19 protein-coding genes are annotated in these 18591 nt (G+C 35.6%); 9 read left to right on the forward strand and 10 right to left on the reverse strand.

The features are described 5' to 3' along the window. Positions 1-40 precede the first annotated feature (40 nt). A complete protein-coding gene (locus P164_RS10680; protein ID WP_028376378.1) occupies positions 41-1267 on the reverse strand; it encodes a glycosyltransferase family 4 protein in 1227 nt (408 codons plus the stop codon). An 80-nt stretch (positions 1268-1347) separates the two neighbouring features. On the opposite strand from P164_RS10680, the gene P164_RS10685 reads away from it, so the two are divergent. From P164_RS10685 to P164_RS10700, 4 genes are all read left to right on the forward strand, one after another. Then, positions 1348-1851 (forward strand): GbsR/MarR family transcriptional regulator, encoded by a 504-nt coding sequence (locus P164_RS10685; RefSeq protein WP_028376379.1) that lies wholly within the window; start codon positions 1348-1350, stop codon positions 1849-1851. Between the two features lie 62 nt (positions 1852-1913). After that, on the forward strand, positions 1914-2291 hold the full coding sequence (locus P164_RS10690) for a DoxX-like family protein (protein ID WP_028376380.1): 378 nt from the start codon (positions 1914-1916) through the stop codon (positions 2289-2291). A gap of 6 nt (positions 2292-2297) precedes the next feature. Further along, positions 2298-3038 carry a DUF2071 domain-containing protein gene (locus P164_RS10695; RefSeq protein ID WP_028376381.1) on the forward strand — a complete coding sequence of 247 codons (741 nt, stop codon included), beginning with the start codon at positions 2298-2300 and terminating at the stop codon, positions 3036-3038. A gap of 215 nt (positions 3039-3253) precedes the next feature. Continuing rightward, positions 3254-3781 carry a class I SAM-dependent methyltransferase gene (locus P164_RS10700; protein ID WP_234405850.1) on the forward strand — a complete coding sequence of 176 codons (528 nt, stop codon included), beginning with the start codon at positions 3254-3256 and terminating at the stop codon, positions 3779-3781. A 458-nt stretch (positions 3782-4239) separates the two neighbouring features. Here P164_RS10700 and gcvP read toward each other — a convergent pair whose 3' ends face one another. Further along, positions 4240-7092, reverse strand: a complete 2853-nt coding sequence (gcvP, locus tag P164_RS10710) for an aminomethyl-transferring glycine dehydrogenase (protein ID WP_028376384.1) — start codon at positions 7090-7092, stop codon at positions 4240-4242. Positions 7093-7215: 123 nt separating this feature from the next. Between gcvP and P164_RS10715 the strand changes: the two genes are divergently transcribed. Next, positions 7216-8031 carry a hypothetical protein gene (locus P164_RS10715; RefSeq protein ID WP_028376385.1) on the forward strand — a complete coding sequence of 272 codons (816 nt, stop codon included), beginning with the start codon at positions 7216-7218 and terminating at the stop codon, positions 8029-8031. Here P164_RS10715 and P164_RS10720 read toward each other — a convergent pair. Together P164_RS10720 and P164_RS10725 are read right to left on the reverse strand one after the other, a co-directional pair. Further along, positions 8008-8262, reverse strand: a complete 255-nt coding sequence (locus P164_RS10720; protein WP_028376386.1) for a hypothetical protein — start codon at positions 8260-8262, stop codon at positions 8008-8010. The two genes, P164_RS10715 and P164_RS10720, sit on opposite strands and share 24 nt — an antisense overlap. Positions 8263-8265: 3 nt before the next feature. Next, positions 8266-8817 (reverse strand): sigma-70 family RNA polymerase sigma factor, encoded by a 552-nt coding sequence (locus tag P164_RS10725; RefSeq protein WP_028376387.1) that lies wholly within the window; start codon positions 8815-8817, stop codon positions 8266-8268. A 207-nt stretch (positions 8818-9024) separates the two neighbouring features. Here P164_RS10725 and P164_RS10730 point away from each other — a divergent pair, with 207 nt between their 5' ends. Continuing rightward, positions 9025-9546: a methyltransferase gene (locus tag P164_RS10730; RefSeq protein ID WP_028376388.1), complete on the forward strand. Its 522-nt coding sequence runs from the start codon at positions 9025-9027 to the stop codon at positions 9544-9546. Then, entirely contained in the window at positions 9543-10391 is an 849-nt protein-coding gene (locus P164_RS10735; RefSeq protein WP_028376389.1) for a glycosyltransferase, read from the forward strand. Before P164_RS10730 ends, P164_RS10735 begins: the two co-directional genes overlap by 4 nt. Here P164_RS10735 and pafA read toward each other — a convergent pair. Then, positions 10383-12026: an alkaline phosphatase PafA gene (gene pafA, locus P164_RS10740; protein ID WP_028376390.1), complete on the reverse strand. Its 1644-nt coding sequence runs from the start codon at positions 12024-12026 to the stop codon at positions 10383-10385. The genes P164_RS10735 and pafA overlap by 9 nt on opposite strands. Before the next feature lie 113 nt (positions 12027-12139). On the opposite strand from pafA, the gene P164_RS10745 reads away from it, so the two are divergent. Together P164_RS10745 and P164_RS10750 are read left to right on the forward strand one after the other, a co-directional pair. Further along, entirely contained in the window at positions 12140-12877 is a 738-nt protein-coding gene (locus P164_RS10745) for an MlaE family ABC transporter permease (RefSeq protein ID WP_028376391.1), read from the forward strand. Then, entirely contained in the window at positions 12877-13653 is a 777-nt protein-coding gene (locus P164_RS10750) for an ABC transporter ATP-binding protein (protein WP_028376392.1), read from the forward strand. Before P164_RS10745 ends, P164_RS10750 begins: the two co-directional genes overlap by 1 nt. Before the next feature lie 40 nt (positions 13654-13693). Here P164_RS10750 and P164_RS10755 read toward each other — a convergent pair whose 3' ends face one another. The 5 genes from P164_RS10755 to P164_RS10775 are packed head-to-tail and all read right to left on the reverse strand — an operon-like array spanning position 13694 to position 18551. After that, positions 13694-15127 (reverse strand): DUF389 domain-containing protein, encoded by a 1434-nt coding sequence (locus tag P164_RS10755; RefSeq protein WP_028376393.1) that lies wholly within the window; start codon positions 15125-15127, stop codon positions 13694-13696. Between the two features lie 6 nt (positions 15128-15133). Next, positions 15134-16222, reverse strand: a complete 1089-nt coding sequence (locus P164_RS10760; RefSeq protein WP_035899767.1) for a mannose-1-phosphate guanylyltransferase — start codon at positions 16220-16222, stop codon at positions 15134-15136. Between the two features lie 6 nt (positions 16223-16228). Beyond that, entirely contained in the window at positions 16229-16825 is a 597-nt protein-coding gene (locus P164_RS10765; RefSeq protein WP_028376395.1) for a SprT-like domain-containing protein, read from the reverse strand. A gap of 3 nt (positions 16826-16828) precedes the next feature. Further along, a complete protein-coding gene (locus P164_RS10770; protein WP_028376396.1) occupies positions 16829-17518 on the reverse strand; it encodes an SDR family NAD(P)-dependent oxidoreductase in 690 nt (229 codons plus the stop codon). Next, the gene (locus P164_RS10775; protein ID WP_028376397.1) at positions 17511-18551 is read right to left on the reverse strand and encodes a M28 family metallopeptidase; all 1041 of its coding nucleotides are present in this window, start codon (positions 18549-18551) and stop codon (positions 17511-17513) included. The genes P164_RS10770 and P164_RS10775 overlap by 8 nt, the downstream gene beginning before the upstream one ends. Positions 18552-18591: the final 40 nt, after the last annotated feature.

The following is an 18591-nucleotide window of genomic DNA, read 5'->3' on the forward strand; positions in this document are numbered from 1 at the left end:
AAAAATAGATCAATAAGCTTTTTTTTCAGTTTAGGCCTACCTACCTATTCTTCTCCTCGATCCATTTACTCATAAATTTAGAAGCCTGTAACGACTGATGCCAAAGCATAGACCCTGTAAAATTTGCCTGACGGTGATGTTCTAAATTCAGCTTTAATTCATTTAGTCGTTCTGCGAATTGTGGTTGCCAGCTACTCGCTAAAAAACGCGTATTTATTATTTCAATTCCATTAGATTGAGCTTGTTGCCATTTATCTTTATTTACATATAATTCTATGGCGGCTTGCGCAAAAAGATTAGAATCGTCAGTTATGCTTCCATTAAAGGGTAAATCTCCGTGCATTCCTTCAGCACCCACCGTGCTGGTTACGGCAGGAGTACCACATTGCATAGCTTCTAGTAATTTTCCTTTTAAACCTGCTCCGGTCAATAATGGCGCCACTAATACGCGCGCATTTTCAATAACTTCAAAGGCACTTTCGGCTCTGCCTAAAACATAAAAGTTCTCTTTAGGATTATGCAATTGCGTATGCTTTTCGGCAGGATACGAACCATAAACACGCATTTGAGCGTCGGGAAGTTGTTTTTTGATTAGCGGCCAGATTTCTGTTTTTAATTGGCGTACCGAAAGCCAATTAGGCTCGTGTCGAAAATTACCTATTGTAACAAAATGAGCACGATTTTCATACGTTTTCCAACTATTAATAGTAGCATCGCTTACTTGATCAACCATAAATGGTAGATAGAAAATTTGCTGACCTGGAACCTTAAAATAAGATTGTAAAAGCTGCATTTCTATCTCAGAAATAACTAAAGACAAATCACAGCGGTAAATACTTGCAACTTCGCGTTTAGCAAAATCGTTATCTAAAAATTGCTCAGAAAAAATTTCCCCTGCCTTTAGCGCCGCTTCCCTACCCTTACGTAATCCGTGAAGGTCTATGGTTTCTAAAACTCGAATCGCATGGGGACACTGTTCTTTTACACGCCAACCAAATTGCTCCTCTACTACAAACTTGTCAAAAAGAACAAGAGCTGGATCAAGTTCTTTTATATAAGTATCAAAAGACGAATTATTTAATTGTATCTCTTGAGTAAACACCTGCTGTTCATTAAGATTTTCTGCATACGCCGTTTTGCCTGCGGCACAAGCAAAATGTATTTCAAAATTCTGCTTTTTCAACGCTTCGAGTAATTGAAGAATGCGCGCCCCTGCAGCAGAAGAAACTGGTTCTGGCCAAACGTTACCAATTATTAATGCTTTCATCCTGCAAATATACTTTTAGCTAGGAAATAAATAAGTTTCATTTATTATTGAAACTTTAAAATATTTAATTATATTTGATTATGGAATTTAAAGAAGCAAAAGATCAATTTTTACAAACCTGGGGAGCATTGGGCTCTCAATGGGGTATTAATAAAACAATGGCGCAAATACATGCTCTTTTAATGATATCGCCAGATTCACTATCAATGGAGGATATAATGGAAGAATTACAGATTTCCCGCGGAAATGCCAGTATGAATTTACGTGGCCTTATAGATTGGGGGATTGTATATAAAGAATATAAGCCCGGTGAACGTCGTGAATATTTTGTTGCTGATCAAGATGTTGATTCTTTAGCCCGCAAGATTGCAATTGAAAGAAGTAAACGTGAAGTAAAACCAGCACTACGAGTACTTGCAGGTGTTAAAAATTTTGATGATGACAATAGCAATGAAGCACTAAAATTTAAGATGAAAACGCAAGAATTACACGACTTTGTTGAAAAGGCTGATACCATGCTTGAAAAGATAATTAACCAAAAAGAAAATTGGATTACAAAAACGATAATGAAGCTTATGACCTAAGCTTTTTTATTTATATTTAGTTTTCAATATTTTCTGAAAGTTTAAAAAATAAATTTGAATTGATGGTGATAAATAAATTACAATATCTTGTTTTCAATTATTTCATTGTTAGTGTTTGGCTAATAAATGGTTTAGTCTGTAAAATGCTAAACTTAGTTCCCAGACATCAAGAAATAGTAGGTGAAATTCTGGGAAACAAATATGCTCCTCAATTGACTATTTTAATAGGTTTTTCTGAAATTATAATGTCTATTTGGATTTTATCTCGTTACAAACAGCAATTAAATGCGTGGTTACAAATAGGAATAATTTTATTAATGAATTGCCTTGAGTTTATCTGTGTTCCTAATTTATTAATGTGGGGAAAATTTAATCTTGTATTTGCTGTATTATTCTGTGGGTTTATATACTACACAAACTTTATCCTAACAAAACAATAAGAGGCTATGGCTATCACTCTAAAAAATCATCCTTTTGCAGTTGAAGCATTTTTTCAAAATTCAACTGTTTTAACTTTTGCTGTAGCTAAAGAGGAGTTAACACCACTAATACCTTCTTGTTTAGAATTAGACACCTTAGATGACAAGTGGGGGTTTATAGCTGTGGCAATGGTTGATACTAAAGACTTACGTCCTAAAGGTTTTCCAAAATTTATGGGGAATGATTTTTTTTTAATTGGCTACCGCATATTTGTGCGTTATATAGATCAAAGAGACAAAAGGCTTCGAGGTTTGTATATTATAAAATCTGAAACTAATAAAAAGCTTATGCAATTAATGGGTAACTTATTTACCCATTATAACTATTCCTCAACAGATATCAAACATCGCAAAACTGACAAAGGCATCGAGATAAAATCTGTAAAATCTGATTTTAAACTTAAAATTGTCACAACTAAGAATACCGAAATTACGCTTCCTAATAGCTCTCCATTTACTAATTGGAAAAAAGCACGACGATTTGCAGGTCCCTTGCCATATACATTTACTTACAATACAGAAAAGAAAGAGGTTTTAATAATTGAAGGGGTACGGCAAAACTGGAAACCCAAAGCTGTTGAAGTTTTAGATTATAAGTTTTCATTTATAGACTCTTTAAAGTTTAAAGAAATACATCTTGCAAATGCTTTTTCTATCACTAATGTTCCTTATTACTGGAAAAAAGGAAAAATTGAATTATGGAGTTAAGACGCGGCAAATTTCAGGGAGTACTCAATATACTAAGTTTCAACAGGCATTTTTATATCATTGGTTTATCTACACTTCTGGTATTCGGCCTAAGTCATTATTTCATTAATTCGAACACCAGCCTATTTTTGATTGTACTAATTGCATTTATATATGGTTTAATAGCCCCACTAATTGTTTCAGCTTATGTATATGACTTCTCGGGATATTACAAGATGCTATGGTTAAATAAATTAAAACTGAACTCATCAAAAATTAAGCAGGTCGTTAATATTAACGCTGGCTTTGATGAAACTAGCTTTATTATGAACAAAAAATTTGAGACAGCTCAAATACGTGTTTTTGACTTTTATGATAGTAAAAGACATACAGAACCGGCAATCGTGAGGGCTCGTAAGGTGAGCTCGGTATTTCCTAATACACAACAAATAAATTCACGACAAATCCCTATGAGTAATAAATCTGCAGATATAATATTTTTACTTTCTGCCTTGCATGAAATAAGATCAAACTCAGAAAAAATAGATTTTTTAAAAGAGTGTAGAAGGGTTCTGAAACCAGAAGGACATTTAATTATCGTAGAACACTTAAGAGATCTGCCTAATTTGCTAGCCTTCTCATTCGGTTTTACACATTTCTTTTCTAAAAAAACCTGGCTAGATGTTTTAAAAAAAGCTCGTTTTGTTGAAACAAGAGAATTTAAATTCACACCATTTATGTCAATTTTTGTAAGCAACATATGATGATTTATATGCAAACTCAACTACAAATTATAGGTTTTATTTTAATTGTATTAGCATTAGTACATATTGCATTCCCGAAATATTTTGATTGGCATAATGGCTTAAAATCACTTTCGCTTATTAATAAGCAAATCTTTCAAGTACATACATTCTTTATTGCATTTACCGTGTTTTTAATGGGACTACTCTGCATAACGTCTGCAGAGCAATTAATGACTACATCTTTGGGTAAGACAATTTGTTTTGGCTTGGGAATATTTTGGTCTGTACGGTTATTTTTTCAATTCTTTGTTTATTCTCCAAAACTTTGGAAAGGCAAGAGGTTTGAAACAAATGTTCATATTGTATTTACTCTATTGTGGATTTACCTCAGCACGGTGTTTCTAATTATTTATTTTCAATAAAAAAACCCATCTGTAGTATACAGATGGGTTTAAGTTTTATTAATCTCAATTAACTTATGCTTCTTCCATATATTCTTCTATAGGAGCACATGTACAAATTAAATTACGATCACCATAAGCATCATCAACACGACGTACAGTAGGCCAGAATTTATTGTCTGCCACATATTCAAGCGGGTAAGCGGCCTGCTCTCTTGTATATGGTAAATCCCAGGAATCTGCTGTAAGCATCATTAGCGTGTGTGGTGCGTTCTTAAGTACATTGTTTTCGTTTTCTGCAGTTGCTGCGTCAATCTCTTTTCTAATACTATTCATTGCATCGCAAAAACGATCTAGTTCAGATTTACTTTCACTTTCAGTAGGCTCAATCATCATTGTTCCTGCAACCGGGAATGATACTGTAGGTGCATGAAATCCGTAATCAATAAGACGTTTTGCAATATCTACTACTTCTATACCATTATCTTTAAACGGGCGACAATCTATAATCATCTCGTGTGCTGCTCGCCCCATTTCTCCAGAATACAAGACTTCGAAAGAACCTTTTAAACGCTCTTTTATATAGTTTGCATTTAGAATAGCTGCTTCTGTAGATTCTCTTAGACCGTCTGCTCCCAGCATTTTTATATATGCATAACTAATCAGACACACTAAAGAAGAACCCCAGGGAGCTGCTGAAATAGCTGTTATTGCCTGCTCACCTCCAGTTTTAATAACGGGGTTAGTAGGTAAAAAAGGAACCAGCTGTTTTGCAACACAAATAGGACCTACACCAGGACCACCACCACCGTGAGGTATAGCGAAGGTTTTATGTAAGTTAAGGTGACAAACATCTGCACCAATGGCTCCGGGATTTGTCAATCCTACCTGAGCATTCATATTTGCACCATCCATATAAACCTGACCTCCATTTTCATGAATAATACCGGTAATTTCCTGAATAGCGCTCTCGTATACACCGTGTGTAGACGGGTAGGTAACCATTATTGCAGCCAGATTGTCTTTATATTTTTCTGCTTTTTCACGTAAATCATCTACGTCAATATTACCAGATTCATTTGCCTTAGTTACTACAACCTGCATCCCTGCCATTACAGCACTTGCAGGATTTGTACCATGGGCAGATGATGGTATTAAACATATATTACGATGGCTATCTCCTCTACTCTCGTGATACGCTCTAATAACCATTAGACCTGCATACTCACCCTGCGCACCAGAGTTAGGCTGTAATGAAGTACCTGCAAAACCGGTTATTTCGTTTAACTGACTTTCTAATTTAGTAAGAACTTCTTGGTATCCCTGTGCCTGTTCTATAGGTACAAATGGGTGTATTCCTCCCCAACGAGGGTCACTTAAGGGTAACATTTCTGATGCTGCATTAAGCTTCATCGTACAGGATCCTAAAGAAATCATACTGTGATTCAAGGATAAATCTTTACGCTCCAGTTTTTTAATATAACGCATCAATTCAGTTTCTGAATGGTAGCTGTTAAAAACAGGATTGGTCATAAATTCTGTTTTACGACGTAAAGTTTCCGGGAATTCCTCTGCATCTATGAGTTGATCTAAATGCGTGAATTCTTTACCTAAAGCTTCCGCAAAAACAGCTATGATTTTATTTAAATCTGCGAGGCTTGTTGTTTCATTAATAGATACTGAAACCGTATCAGCATCTGGATAGTAAAAATTAATTTCACTAGCTTCTGCAAAACTTCGCACCGCTTTAGCATCTGTTTTAACACGGATGGTATCAAAGTAAGCTGAATTTAGTTGATACAAACCTAAATTTTCTAAGGCATCAGCTAAGGTAGCTGTCGTACGATGAATTTTTGTAGCTATATATTTTAATCCTTTTGGACCGTGATATACAGTGTACATACCCGCCATTACAGCAAGTAAAACCTGAGCTGTACATATATTTGAAGTTGCCTTATCTCGTTTAATATGTTGTTCACGAGTTTGTAAGGCCATACGTAATGCACGGTTACCATTACGGTCTTTAGTAACCCCTATAATACGCCCGGGAATATTTCTCTTATATTCTTCACGTGTAGCAAAATACGCTGCGTGTGGACCACCGTAACCTAACGGAATACCAAAACGTTGCGTTGTACCTACAACTACATCTGCTCCTAAATGACCCGGTGATTCTAATAACACCAGACTCATAATGTCTGCAGCAACTGCAATTTTAATATCTGCATCTTTTGCTTTGGCTATAAACCCGGCATAATCGTGAACCTCACCACTAGCAGAAGGATATTGTAATAAAGCCCCGAAAAAGTCTGTGCCAAACTCAAATTCCTGAGGGTTTCCTACTACTAATTCTACTCCTACAGGAATAGCCCGTGTTTGAAGTACTGAAAGTGTTTGTGGTAAAACCTCTTTATCTACAAAAAATTTAACTACATCATTTTTCTTCTGATCACGGGTACGCACCGCAGCTAATAAAGTCATCGCTTCTGCTGCTGCTGTAGACTCATCAAGTAAGGATGCATTTGCCAGCTCCATACCGGTAAGATCTGCAATCATCGTTTGAAAGTTTAGCAATGCTTCTAAACGTCCCTGAGCAATTTCTGCCTGATAGGGAGTATAAGCTGTATACCAACCCGGATTTTCTAAAATATTTCGCTGAATTACCGCAGGTATTTTAGCTTCGTGATACCCTAAGCCTATATAGGTTTTAAACAATTTATTTTTGCTTGCAAGCGTATTTATATGAGTTGCGTACTCATATTCACTCAAAGCAGGTTCTAAGTCTAATGGCTTCTTTAATTTAATACCATCAGGCAAAGTCTCATAAATAAGTTGATCTATAGAATCAACCCCTATCGCCTTTAACATCTCCTCTTTCTCTTCCGGTCTTGATCCTATATGCCTTAAAGCAAAAACATCTGTTCTCATATGCAATTTATGTGTGTTTAGAATGCCGCAAAATTACGATTTCAGTTATGAATAAAAGTCTATCAAATGGCGACTTTTTCAACGACCTAAAGCACTTGTTAACAGTTATACTATATTTGCGAAATGAAGTCGCTAAAAGGCATTTTTGATTTTTACATAAACAGCAGTATTCATGTGGCTTTAGCGGTGCTTTGCATGGCTTTAATTACACAATATGAATTACATCTCGAAAACGAAATAGCTTTTAATTATTTTATTTTTTTTGGAACAATTACTGGATACAATTTTGTTAAATATGCAAGCCTCGCAGGACTGCACCATCGCAACCTTACAGACAAGTTAAAAATCATTCAGCTATTTTCATTTTTCTGCTTTGTGGCGCTTCTTGTAATAGCCTATCGTTTTGAACCGCAGTTCTGGATTTCCTGTATTCCATTAGCGCTTTTAACTTTACTCTATGCGCTACCGTTTTTACCTCACAAAAGAAATTTGAGGATGGTGCCTACATTAAAAATTTTTATAATTGCTGCTGTATGGGCAGGTGTTACAGCTTATCTTCCGGTAATATATAATTCTACTTTCTGGACATGGGATGCGAGTATCATTTCGATACAGCGCTTTCTACTAGTCTTAGCACTGATTGTGCCTTTTGAAATACGTGATGCTAAATATGATTCACCTAATTTGGGGACACTCCCGCAATTAGTAGGCATAAAAAAAACCAAACTTTTTGGTTTGATTATGATTACAATTAGTGTTATTCTCGAATTTTTTAAAGATTCTATAAATCCTACAAGTAGTATAATTCACTATCTAATAATAGGGATAACGGCTATGGCGATTTTAAGAGCTTTAAAAAATCAAAATGAATATTATTCATCCTTTTTTGTAGAAGGAATTCCTATTCTCTGGTATTTACTCCTGTTGCTTTTTAGCTAATTCTAGTTCTAATTGCTCTTTTATGCGCTTTTTGCATTCCTCTGGCATCTTATGGCATTTGGGGTCATTAATGAGCTTGGTTAGTTTTATATTCCGTTCAGAATAATCTGCACAGTGCTTACAAATCATGTTATGAAAAATCACACTCATCTTTTCAAATAAGGAAGCATCCTTATATTGCTCTTTATCACAAAGGTGACCTGCTTTTTTACAATCTACAAATAGTTTCATCTCTTATAACCAATTTTCTTCTAAGCAACTCGCAAGCGCTGTACGAGCCCTGTGAATGATTACCCATAAATTAGACGGTGTAATATCAAATTCTTTACAAATAGTTTCTGTATCCTGTCCTTCAATTGTTTTTTTACGAAATATAGCGGCTTGCTTTTCAGGTAATTTATCAATACAGGCATAAATTGCAACACCTAATTCTGTATTCTCCAAGTCATCTTCTGCTGTTTTATCAAAAGGGTCTGCAACACGCTCCTCTAACCAATCACCAGCCTCATCATCATTTGCGTAATTCATACGCACCTCAGCCTTCCCCTTGTTAGAGTTTATTTTGCGGTAATGATCTATAATTTTACGCTTAAGAATAGAGATAAGCCAGGTACGTTCACTGGCTTCCCCTTTAAAATTTTTCATAGATTTTAACCCGGCTAAAAAAGTTTCTGAAATAATATCTTCAGCAATCTCTTTATCATTAACCTTTACAATTGTGTAATTGTAGAGATAATCAGAGTATTTATCCACCCATTTTTGGGGATTGAGTTGGTGGTCTGCCATAATTGTTAAATCTGTCGTATCAACACGTTGCAAATCTAAACAATTATAGGTTGTGAGCCTGTGAGAATTTTAGTTTCCACCTGGCTTTTTAATTTCAATTTAAAACCTTTTTATCTAAATGCTCTCAAACAACTACTTTTGCCTTTGATTTTAAAATTTTTTAAAACATCAAAATTTAACCCACAGCGGTGGAAAATACTATAATCTGTGTACGAAAAAACTTTTCCGAATAAGCGGTATGCAAAAACTGCAAAATTTTTAGAGGAAGTGCTTCCGATCAAAAGCTCTATACTTGATTTAGGAGTCGAAAATCCGTTTTCAGAAATAATGAAAACTCTGGGGTTTCAGGTTCAAAATACAAGCGGCGAAGACCTAGATATAAATACAGAGGCGGTAATAAATACAGATGTTGATGCCGTAACCGCTTTTGAGATTTTTGAACATTTACTAGCCCCTTTTAATGTTTTAAGCGAGATAAAAGCAACTAAGTTAGTCGCCAGCATACCCTTAAAACTATGGTTTTCTCCTGCCTACCAAAGTAAAACTGACAAGTGGGACCGGCATTATCACGAGTTTGAAGACTGGCAGTTTGACTGGCTTTTAGAAAAATCAGGGTGGGTTATTAAAAGGCGCGAAAAGTTTACACATCCCGTAAAAAAAATAGGTTTTAGACCATTATTGCGTCTTTTTACACCCAGATATTATTTGATTTACGCAGAGCGAAAATGAAAATTGTAATCATCATACCTGCATATAACGAGGCAAATCTCATTAATTTAACTTTAGACTCTTTACTAAATCAGCGTTTTTCTGCTGAAAAAATAATCGTGGTAGATGATGGCAGTACAGATCATACGTCTGCTGTAGTTTCTAAATATGCAGCCTTGCATCCTACTATAGAACTTATTCAAAAAGACTCTGAAGCCACACACTTACCAGGAAGTAAAGTGGTACAGGCCTTTAATTATGGCTTAGAACGCCTAACAACCAATTATGATTTGCTGTGCAAGTTTGATGCAGATTTAATTTTTCCGGAAAATTATTTAGAAACATTAGTGAAGCATTTTAGGAGTAACCCTAAACTTGGGATGTACGGCGGCTTTTGTTATGTAGATAAAAATGGGGTTTGGGAGCTTGAAAATCTTACCAATAAAGATCATATACGTGGCGCTTTAAAGTGCTACCGTAAAGCATGTTTTGAAGCTATAAATGGTTTAAAAACTGCGATGGGCTGGGACACACTTGATGAATTGCTTGCCCAATATCACGGCTGGGAAGTAGCTACTAATGAACATTTGCAGGTTAGACACCTTAAGCCAACCGGGCACACGTATTCTGCCAAAGCAAAGTATAAGCAAGGTGAGGCGTTCTATGGGATGCGTTATGGCTTGTTACTAACTCTGGTAGCTTCCGCTAAGCTGGCCCTGCGTAAAAAGAGCTTTCAACTGTTCGGCGATTATGTAATGGGCTTTTATAAAGCACAAAAAAAACACCTTCCCTACTTAGTTACTCAAGAGGAAGGTGCTTTTATAAGAAATCTTCGATGGAAGAAGATTAAACAAAAATTATTTTAAAACTTCAGAAATCACTTCACCGGTGGTTCCGTTAGGAAACTCTATTCCTAACAAGGCAGAAATTGTAGCTGCGATATCTGGTATCACTGTTTTTTGTGTGGTTTTACCCTTATTTATTCCATTTCCGTAGAAAAGCAAAGGTACATGTGTATCGTAACTAAATGCAGAACCATGAGAAGACCCTGTACCGCCACCGCTTAAATATCCTGGATCTAAAACTATAAACACATCTCCACTACGCTTTTGATTAAATCCTTTCTGAACTAAAGAAGCTACACCACTTTCATAAGCTCCCTGTTCCATTTGAGCACGTGTATACACCATAGCCACGGCCTCATATTGCAATGCAAAATGCTTAATATCTTTTTGTAATTCTTCAGCATTAATTTTTTCATTTTTCAACACTTCGTAGCTAAAAAATACCTGATAGTTCGATATATTTTCTATCAAATCATCTCTCCCATATTTTTGAGCTACAAAAGCCCTAAGTTCTTTATTAAACTCTGAACCTTTAAAGTATCCTGAAGGAATTTTTACACTAGTTAAATACGCAGGTACATTCACTGCGGCGTGATCTGCAGTAAGAAAAACGGTGTAATTACCCTTTCCTACTTGCTTATCTAAAGCTTTAAAGAGACGTGCCAATTCTAAATCTAATCGTACATAAGTATCTTGAATTTCTTTAGAATTCACTCCAAAATTATGACCTACATAATCTGTACAACTGTAACTCACCGCAAGAAAATCTGTATCTAAATCTTTACCTAAATCTTCCCCGTCAAGTGCAGCAATGGCAAAATCTGTGGTTAGAGAATTTCCGTAAGGTGTTGTTTTTAAAATATCATACCCACCGTTTGTAGCTCCTAAATCTTTTAAATCATAAGGAAAAGTAGCAGTTTCTTTTCCACGAAATCCTCCTTCAAAGTCATTAAGATCACTACCACTCTCTATATATTCTTTTATAGGCTTATAAGTATCCCAAACTTTCATGTACGATTCGGGCTTCTTTTTATCATTAAAATCGTTTACCCACTTTGGGAGATTTTCCATATAATAAGTACTCGTAACAAATCGGCCCTCATCTGCACCATAAAACCAGTATGCCCCGTTTGCGGTATGACCTGCGGGTAAAATTGAACCTCGGTCCTTTATTGCTACACCTATCGTTTTTCCACGCATTTGCGTATGCAGCCTGTTTTGATCTGTTACTGTTGTAGTCTTCATACGTCGTGGAGACATTTGCCCTACCGGGATATTTGCAGTACCTACAGACGCTACCGTAGTATCTTCGGCACAATACACATCTTTTTTCTCAAATTTATTATACCAGTTGTTCGATATTATACCGTGATTTTGCGGAGTAGTAGCTGTGTAAACAGATGCGTGACCAGGACCGGTATAGGTAGGCACATAATTATAGTGGTTGTTCTGGCAGTCAAAGCCTTCATTTTCTAAACGTTTAAACCCCTCATTGCCATAGTGCTTATCAAATCGGGTTAAGTAATCGTAACGCATTTGATCTACAACAATACCAACTACCAGCCTGGGTTTTTCTGGTTCTGCCTGACTAAAACTGTGCACACTCAATAAAAGAAAAAGTCCTATTGAGAATGACTTAAAAAAAGAAAAATTCATTGTTTTATTAATTTGTTACACAAAGCTAAGGCTTTGTTTTATTAATAAGATTAAGTTAATCTTAAATAGCCGTCACACCTATTTTTGCTATTTTTAAGCCTGAATAAATGAATATGGGATACCTAAAAGAGATTGGTCTTTATTTTATGATGATTAAGGGTGTATTTATTAAACCCACAAAGACCTCTGTACTACGCAATCTTGTTTTAAAAGAAATAGATGATTTAATCATAGGATCACTTGGTATCGTATGTTTTATCTCTTTTTTTGTAGGCGGTGTTGTTGCTATACAAACCGCATTAAATATGGATAACCCTATACTACCAAAGTCATTGATAGGCTTTGCCTCAAGACAATCTATCATTTTAGAATTTGCCCCTACATTTATTTCTATAATAATGGCTGGTAAAGTAGGGTCATTTATTACGTCGAGCATAGGCACGATGCGTGTAACCGAACAAATAGATGCACTCGAGGTAATGGGAATTAACTCATTAAATTATTTGGTTTTTCCTAAAATCATTGCAATGTTATTTTATCCTTTTGTTATTGCTATCGCAATGTTTCTGGGTATTTTAGGAGGGTACACTGCAGCCGTATTAGGTGGTTTTTCTACCGGTGATCAATTTATACAAGGGCTTCAGGAAGATTTCATACCATTTCAATTAGTCTATGCTTTCTTAAAAACTTTTGTTTTTGCTTTATTGCTTGCAACCATTCCTTCCTTTTTTGGGTATTACATGAAAGGTGGCGCGCTTGAAGTAGGTAAAGCCAGTACAACCTCATTTGTTTGGACCAGTGTATTTATTATTTTATCTAATTACGTTATCACTCAATTACTTTTAAGCTAATGATTGAAGTTAAAGATTTAAAGAAAGGATTTGGTGGAGATGAATTAGTCTTGAAAGGAATTTCCACGACTTTTGAAAAAGGAAAAACCAATCTGATTATAGGACAAAGTGGATCTGGTAAAACCGTTTTTTTGAAATGTTTATTAGGCCTTTTTAGACCTACTGAAGGTCGCATACTTTATGATGGTGAAGCCTACTCAGAACTCTCTTCAGAGAATCAACGTACATTGCGCGAGCAAATGGGAATGGTTTTTCAAGGGAGTGCGTTGTTTGATTCTATGACGGTAGAAGAAAATATAATGTTTCCGTTAAGAATGTTTACTAAACAGCGTAAAGCAGAACGATTAGAGCGCGCTAATGCTGTAATAAAACGCGTAAATCTTATTGATGCCAATAAAAAGCTACCTTCAGAAATTTCTGGAGGAATGCAAAAAAGGGTGGCTATTGCTCGAGCTATAGTAAACAACCCAAAATATTTGTTTTGCGATGAGCCTAACTCAGGCTTAGACCCTCGTACAGCCACACTTATTGACAATCTAATACAGGAAATAACTCACGAATACGACATTACTACGATCATAAATACCCACGATATGAACTCTGTAATGGAAATAGGTGAAAAAATCGTTTTTCTGCAAAAAGGGCATTTAGCCTGGGAAGGTTCTAAAGACACTATATTTAAAACAGACAACAAAGATGTGACTGACTTTGTTTACTCTTCAGATCTCTTTAAAAAGGTACGTGAAGCCGTTTTAAAAGACCAAGTAAACAAATAATAATCATCTTATTAAATATCTCTATCATAAGATCATTCAATTAATAGCGAGCAATATTTAAAGTATCTAGATTATACTTAATTTTAATCCAGTTTCTTAATTTTAGTTCCTCCTTTTTCTTAGTTACTTCATTCAATTTAGAATTCCATTGTACAAAGAATACAGGTATTGTATCTGCTTTTTTAAAGTCGGTATTTATGGTGTTAGAGAATCCAAAGCGTTCGATATTTTCATAGTTTACATGAACTTCTTCACTCAATCCTTGAAATGGTATACCTGAAGATCGCAAACGTGCAACTTCATTCTCTAATAATTCAATCTGACTATTTTTATCAGACAAAGCTTGTTGATTATTCACGTAAAGATCTTCAAGAATCCCAGACTTTACAGCACTCGAAAGCTGTTCTGCCATTTCTGAAGATTGATCAGAACCCTGGTGAATTTTTAAATCTACCTCTTTCAAATTTTCATTTTCACGAAGGCCGTCATACCATTCTGCAATTTTCTGCTTAGGAACTAGAGCACCTATTAAATAAACATCTATACGCTTACTTTTATAATCCTGAGATAATTTTACAACTTCTGCCCCTTCATATTTAATTACTGTTTTTACATACTCATCTGTAGCACTATTAAAAACCTGTGTTTTATACAGATTATAAAACAAGAACATACTAGGAATCATCACAATTAAAGCCACTAACGACGCCATTTGAGCAACAAATCTACGGCGCTTACTGTTTGCATATTTAACCATGGGAAACCCTAATAGCTTAGATACTAAAAAGGTAGAAAGAGCAATAAACACGGCATTGATAGAAAATAAGTAAAAGGCACCTGTATAGTAGGAGGGTTCACCCATTGCAATACCATAACCCACAGTACACAACGGAGGCATTAAAGCAGTGGCAATTGCAACACCAAAGATTACGCTTGCCATTGTGCCCTTTTTAGTTTTACCTACAATAAGCGCAAGACCACCAAATATAGCTACCAGAACATCTAATATGGTAGGATAGGTACGTGCTTCAAGTTCTGGAGTTAATTCGGTAATAGGAGAAATCAAAAAGTAAATAGTTGCGGTAAGTACACTAAGAACTATCATAACCGCTAAGTTGATCAATGATCTTCGTAGTGTCTCAATATCATTAATTGCTAATGAAAGACCTATACCTACGATAGGTCCCATTAAAGGAGATATTAACATCGCTCCTATTACTACAGCAGTACTACTAACATTTAAACCTATAGAGGCAACAAATATTGAAAATATAAGAATCCACGCGTTATGCCCTTTAAAGGAAATATCTTTCTTTACAGCTTCAATAGTTGAATCTCTATCTGTATCGTCACGTATATCTAATAATTCAGACATAAATTGACGAATATTTTTTAAGAGGCTTTTAGCATCTTTTTTTACTGCCTCGTTGGAAACAATTTTCTCTTCTCCTGTCTGTTTACTTTCTTCTACCATAAATTCTTACACGAGATCACTCCCAAACTTTTCTTTAACTTCATTTCTCATAATCTTGACATCCTGTTCTTTTGCCTTTGGCATAATTACAAGCACATCCTGACTATCAACAACAATAAAATCTTTTAAACCATCTACTACAACTACTTTACCTGGCTGTGTACGTATTAAATTACCTGTAGACTCCTTAGAAACTACTTTAGCATTTACAATTACATTGTCATCTTTATCCTTATCAAGCTTATCGTATAAAGATCCCCAAGCACCTAAATCACTCCAGTCAAATGTTGCCGGAATAACCCCTACGTGTTTACTTTTTTCAAGTATTCCGTAATCAATACTTATATCTTCTGCTTTAGCATAATTCTCTAATATAAACTGAGCTTCGCTTTGAGTATTTAAAGCGTCATATCCGCTATTAAATAGGGAAAACATTTCAGGTAAATATTTCTCAAATGCTTCTATAATTGCTTTGGCACTCCATATAAAAATCCCTGCATTCCAAGAGTAATTACCTTCAGCCAGGAATGATTTAGCTGTATTATAATCAGGTTTTTCCTTAAATGCTTTTACGGTTTTAACATCAGAATCTGCTGCGGCATATTGAATATAGCCATAACCTGTATGTGGGAAAGTAGGTTCAATCCCCAGTGTTACTAATAGTTTTTCTTCAGAACTATCTGTTGCGCAAGCCTGAAACGCGGTCTCTAAATCTCGTAGAAATGAAGCTTCATCCTCTATCCAGTGATCACTAGGTGCAACGATCATAACTGCATCAGGATTTGACTTGTAGATTTTTAAAGCAGCTAATAAAATACACGGTGCCGTATTACGCATTGCAGGCTCAAGCACTATATTCTCATCCTTAACTTTAGGCAATTGTTCATTTACAAGTGCTTTATACCGTTCATTTGTTAAAACCAGCACATTATCTGCGGGTACGGTCTGAGACAAACGACCAAAGGTGCGTTCTATCAAGGTTTCTCCCGCACCAAGAATGTCATGAAATTGCTTAGGATAACTTGCCTTACTAAGTGGCCAAAAACGAGATCCTACTCCACCAGCCATTATAATTGCATAATAATTTTTATTCATAAGTGATTATTTTAAAAGCTCTATTTCTGCGTTAGGCTGAAATAAATAAATTCGTCCAGTTGCGGTCTCTAAGCATTCATAGCGCTTAATACGCCTTACACCTTTCTTAAAAATTTTACCGTTGTAAATTCTAAAAAGACTACCCTCCGGAATTTCAAATATATAGTTTTTATCATTGGGAGGGTCAAATTCCTTAAGAGCAAGCGACAACTTAGCATCAGTATCACTACTGGCTTTAGGATTTTTAAAATGATGTGCTAGAACCGGTAAAATTTGTTTTGGAAAAATTTCGGGACGTATAAAAGGAAGCATAAGGTTTTGAAAGGTATATTTCCATTCCCTACCGTGAGGTTTTATACGCGCTCCATATTTCTGAAATGCAACTAAATGTGCAATTTCGTGAATCAAGGTTATTAAAAAACGATAGGTATTCAGATTTGTATTTACAGTGATTTGATGTCCACCATCTGCTAATCTTCTATAATCTCCATGCCTTGTGACACGCTCATCTACAATTTTAAGGTGTACACCAAAGTTTTTAATTAATTCAAAAACTGGCACAACAGCCTGCTCAGGTATGTATTTACCTAAAATCTCTTTCATAAACTAGGGCGTAGTTGCCGATACCTGTAGTACTTTGCCGTTATAAAATTTTTGAGCTGTAAGTGAAAAGTTAGCGATATAAGAAGCCATTTCCTGTGCTGAAAGCGGTGCTAAATAACCCGGAAATGCTTCTTCAAGCATTTCAGTTTGCACGGCTCCTAAGGCTAAAACATTAAAAGCAATACCTTGTTCCTTATATTCTTCCGCCAGCAATTCACTTAGTGTAATAACCGCACCTTTACTTGAACTGTATGCAGCAAGACCAGGAAATTTTGAACTGCCCTGAATACCACCCATACTGCTTACGGTAACCACATGTGCTCCTTTAGCCATAAATGGAAGAATTGTCTGAGTTAAAGCAGCAACTCCGAACACATTAACCTCGTAAACACTGCGGAATGATGCTGCAGAAATTTCTTCAAAAGGCTTATTCACTAAAGCTCCTGCATTATGAATCAAAACATCTACAGAACCCCATTGCTCACTAACAAAATCAGAAACTTTCTTCAGGTCTGATACATTTGTAATATCAAAAGAAAAAGTATGTATTCCTTCTAAATTTAATTGCTCCAGAGGCTTCACATTGCGGGATAATGCCAGTACATTATGACCTTGAGCAGCTAAAAGTTGTGCCATTTCAAAGCCTATTCCTCTACTTGTTCCTGTAAGAACTATATTTTTTACGTTACTCATTCCAGATAATTTCGTGAGATTCACTATTAGTCATCCCCTCAACTCCCGGGATTAATTGATTTACAACAGATGCTATATGATCAAAATTCATAATTGCAGCCTCATCATCTACCTGATGATAATAATCAAAATTTGTAAAATCAAATGTTGAAACAGTTTGCGCTGGTATTTTAAAAACTTCATAAAACGCAAAGTTATCACTACGCTTAAACAGGTTATATTCTTTAGCTTGAGGCAAGAAGCCCATAACCTTTATCCCAGAATAACTATTAAACTTCTCAGCCATATTACTGTTTTCATACCCTGTTAGATATACGCTGTAATCCTTACCGGTCATTGGCACACCTATCATCTCTATATTAAACATTACATACGGCTTAATCTCTGTAGTTTTTAAACGCGCTGCCAAATGAGCAGAACCTAAAAGCCCTAATTCTTCAGCAGAAAATAGTGCAAATATAATACTGCGCTTATTTGATTTTGATTTTGCAAAATACTTAGCTAACTCAATTACTGCAGAAGTTCCGGAAGCATTATCATTTGCCCCGTTTGCAATTATATCTCCATTAACAGCTTTTGCAGTTCCTATATGATCATAGTGCGCTCCTATTACTACATATTCATTTTTTAATTTAGGATCTGTACCTTCTAGCATACCTACTACATTATAACCAGATACCCCTTTTGCATCAAATTTATCTCTGTACGAACTGAAATACGATTTAACACCTGCATCTTGGAATTGTTTGATGATATAGGTCGCTGCCTCATCAATACCTTCACTTCCGGTTTTTCTACCCTGCAAATCATCTGAGGCTAAAAATTCGATGTGTTTTTTTATAGATTCAGCGCTAACGTAAGCCTTAAAATTTTCTGGCTTTTTTGCTTCGGTTAATGCGGTCTTAACATCCGTTTGAATGGTGTATCCTTTAGATGCCTCTGCGGCCGCCGTTGCGTCAACTTCGCGTACATCAGAATGACTTCCACAAGCCATAAAAGTAAATGCACTTAGTGTAACTAAAATTTTTCTCATAGGTTCAAGATAAAAAAATCCCATCAGGTTTTGACGGGAT

Source organism: Leeuwenhoekiella sp. MAR_2009_132 (genome assembly GCF_000687915.1).
In the GTDB taxonomy this organism is placed as follows: Bacteria; Bacteroidota; Bacteroidia; order Flavobacteriales; family Flavobacteriaceae; genus Leeuwenhoekiella.

Coding starts and splice junctions, on each gene's coding strand:
- P164_RS10680 (WP_028376378.1), bottom strand. CDS start 1,267: ATGAAAGCATTAATAATTGGTAACGTTTGGCCAGAACCAGTTTCTTCT.
- P164_RS10685 (WP_028376379.1), top strand. CDS start 1,348: ATGGAATTTAAAGAAGCAAAAGATCAATTTTTACAAACCTGGGGAGCA.
- P164_RS10690 (WP_028376380.1), top strand. CDS start 1,914: ATGGTGATAAATAAATTACAATATCTTGTTTTCAATTATTTCATTGTT.
- P164_RS10695 (WP_028376381.1), top strand. CDS start 2,298: ATGGCTATCACTCTAAAAAATCATCCTTTTGCAGTTGAAGCATTTTTT.
- P164_RS10700 (WP_234405850.1), top strand. CDS start 3,254: ATGCTATGGTTAAATAAATTAAAACTGAACTCATCAAAAATTAAGCAG.
- gcvP (WP_028376384.1), bottom strand. CDS start 7,092: ATGAGAACAGATGTTTTTGCTTTAAGGCATATAGGATCAAGACCGGAA.
- P164_RS10715 (WP_028376385.1), top strand. CDS start 7,216: ATGAAGTCGCTAAAAGGCATTTTTGATTTTTACATAAACAGCAGTATT.
- P164_RS10720 (WP_028376386.1), bottom strand. CDS start 8,262: ATGAAACTATTTGTAGATTGTAAAAAAGCAGGTCACCTTTGTGATAAA.
- P164_RS10725 (WP_028376387.1), bottom strand. CDS start 8,817: ATGGCAGACCACCAACTCAATCCCCAAAAATGGGTGGATAAATACTCT.
- P164_RS10735 (WP_028376389.1), top strand. CDS start 9,543: ATGAAAATTGTAATCATCATACCTGCATATAACGAGGCAAATCTCATT.
- pafA (WP_028376390.1), bottom strand. CDS start 12,026: ATGAATTTTTCTTTTTTTAAGTCATTCTCAATAGGACTTTTTCTTTTA.
- P164_RS10745 (WP_028376391.1), top strand. CDS start 12,140: ATGGGATACCTAAAAGAGATTGGTCTTTATTTTATGATGATTAAGGGT.
- P164_RS10750 (WP_028376392.1), top strand. CDS start 12,877: ATGATTGAAGTTAAAGATTTAAAGAAAGGATTTGGTGGAGATGAATTA.
- P164_RS10755 (WP_028376393.1), bottom strand. CDS start 15,127: ATGGTAGAAGAAAGTAAACAGACAGGAGAAGAGAAAATTGTTTCCAAC.
- P164_RS10760 (WP_035899767.1), bottom strand. CDS start 16,222: ATGAATAAAAATTATTATGCAATTATAATGGCTGGTGGAGTAGGATCT.
- P164_RS10765 (WP_028376395.1), bottom strand. CDS start 16,825: ATGAAAGAGATTTTAGGTAAATACATACCTGAGCAGGCTGTTGTGCCA.
- P164_RS10770 (WP_028376396.1), bottom strand. CDS start 17,518: ATGAGTAACGTAAAAAATATAGTTCTTACAGGAACAAGTAGAGGAATA.
- P164_RS10775 (WP_028376397.1), bottom strand. CDS start 18,551: ATGAGAAAAATTTTAGTTACACTAAGTGCATTTACTTTTATGGCTTGT.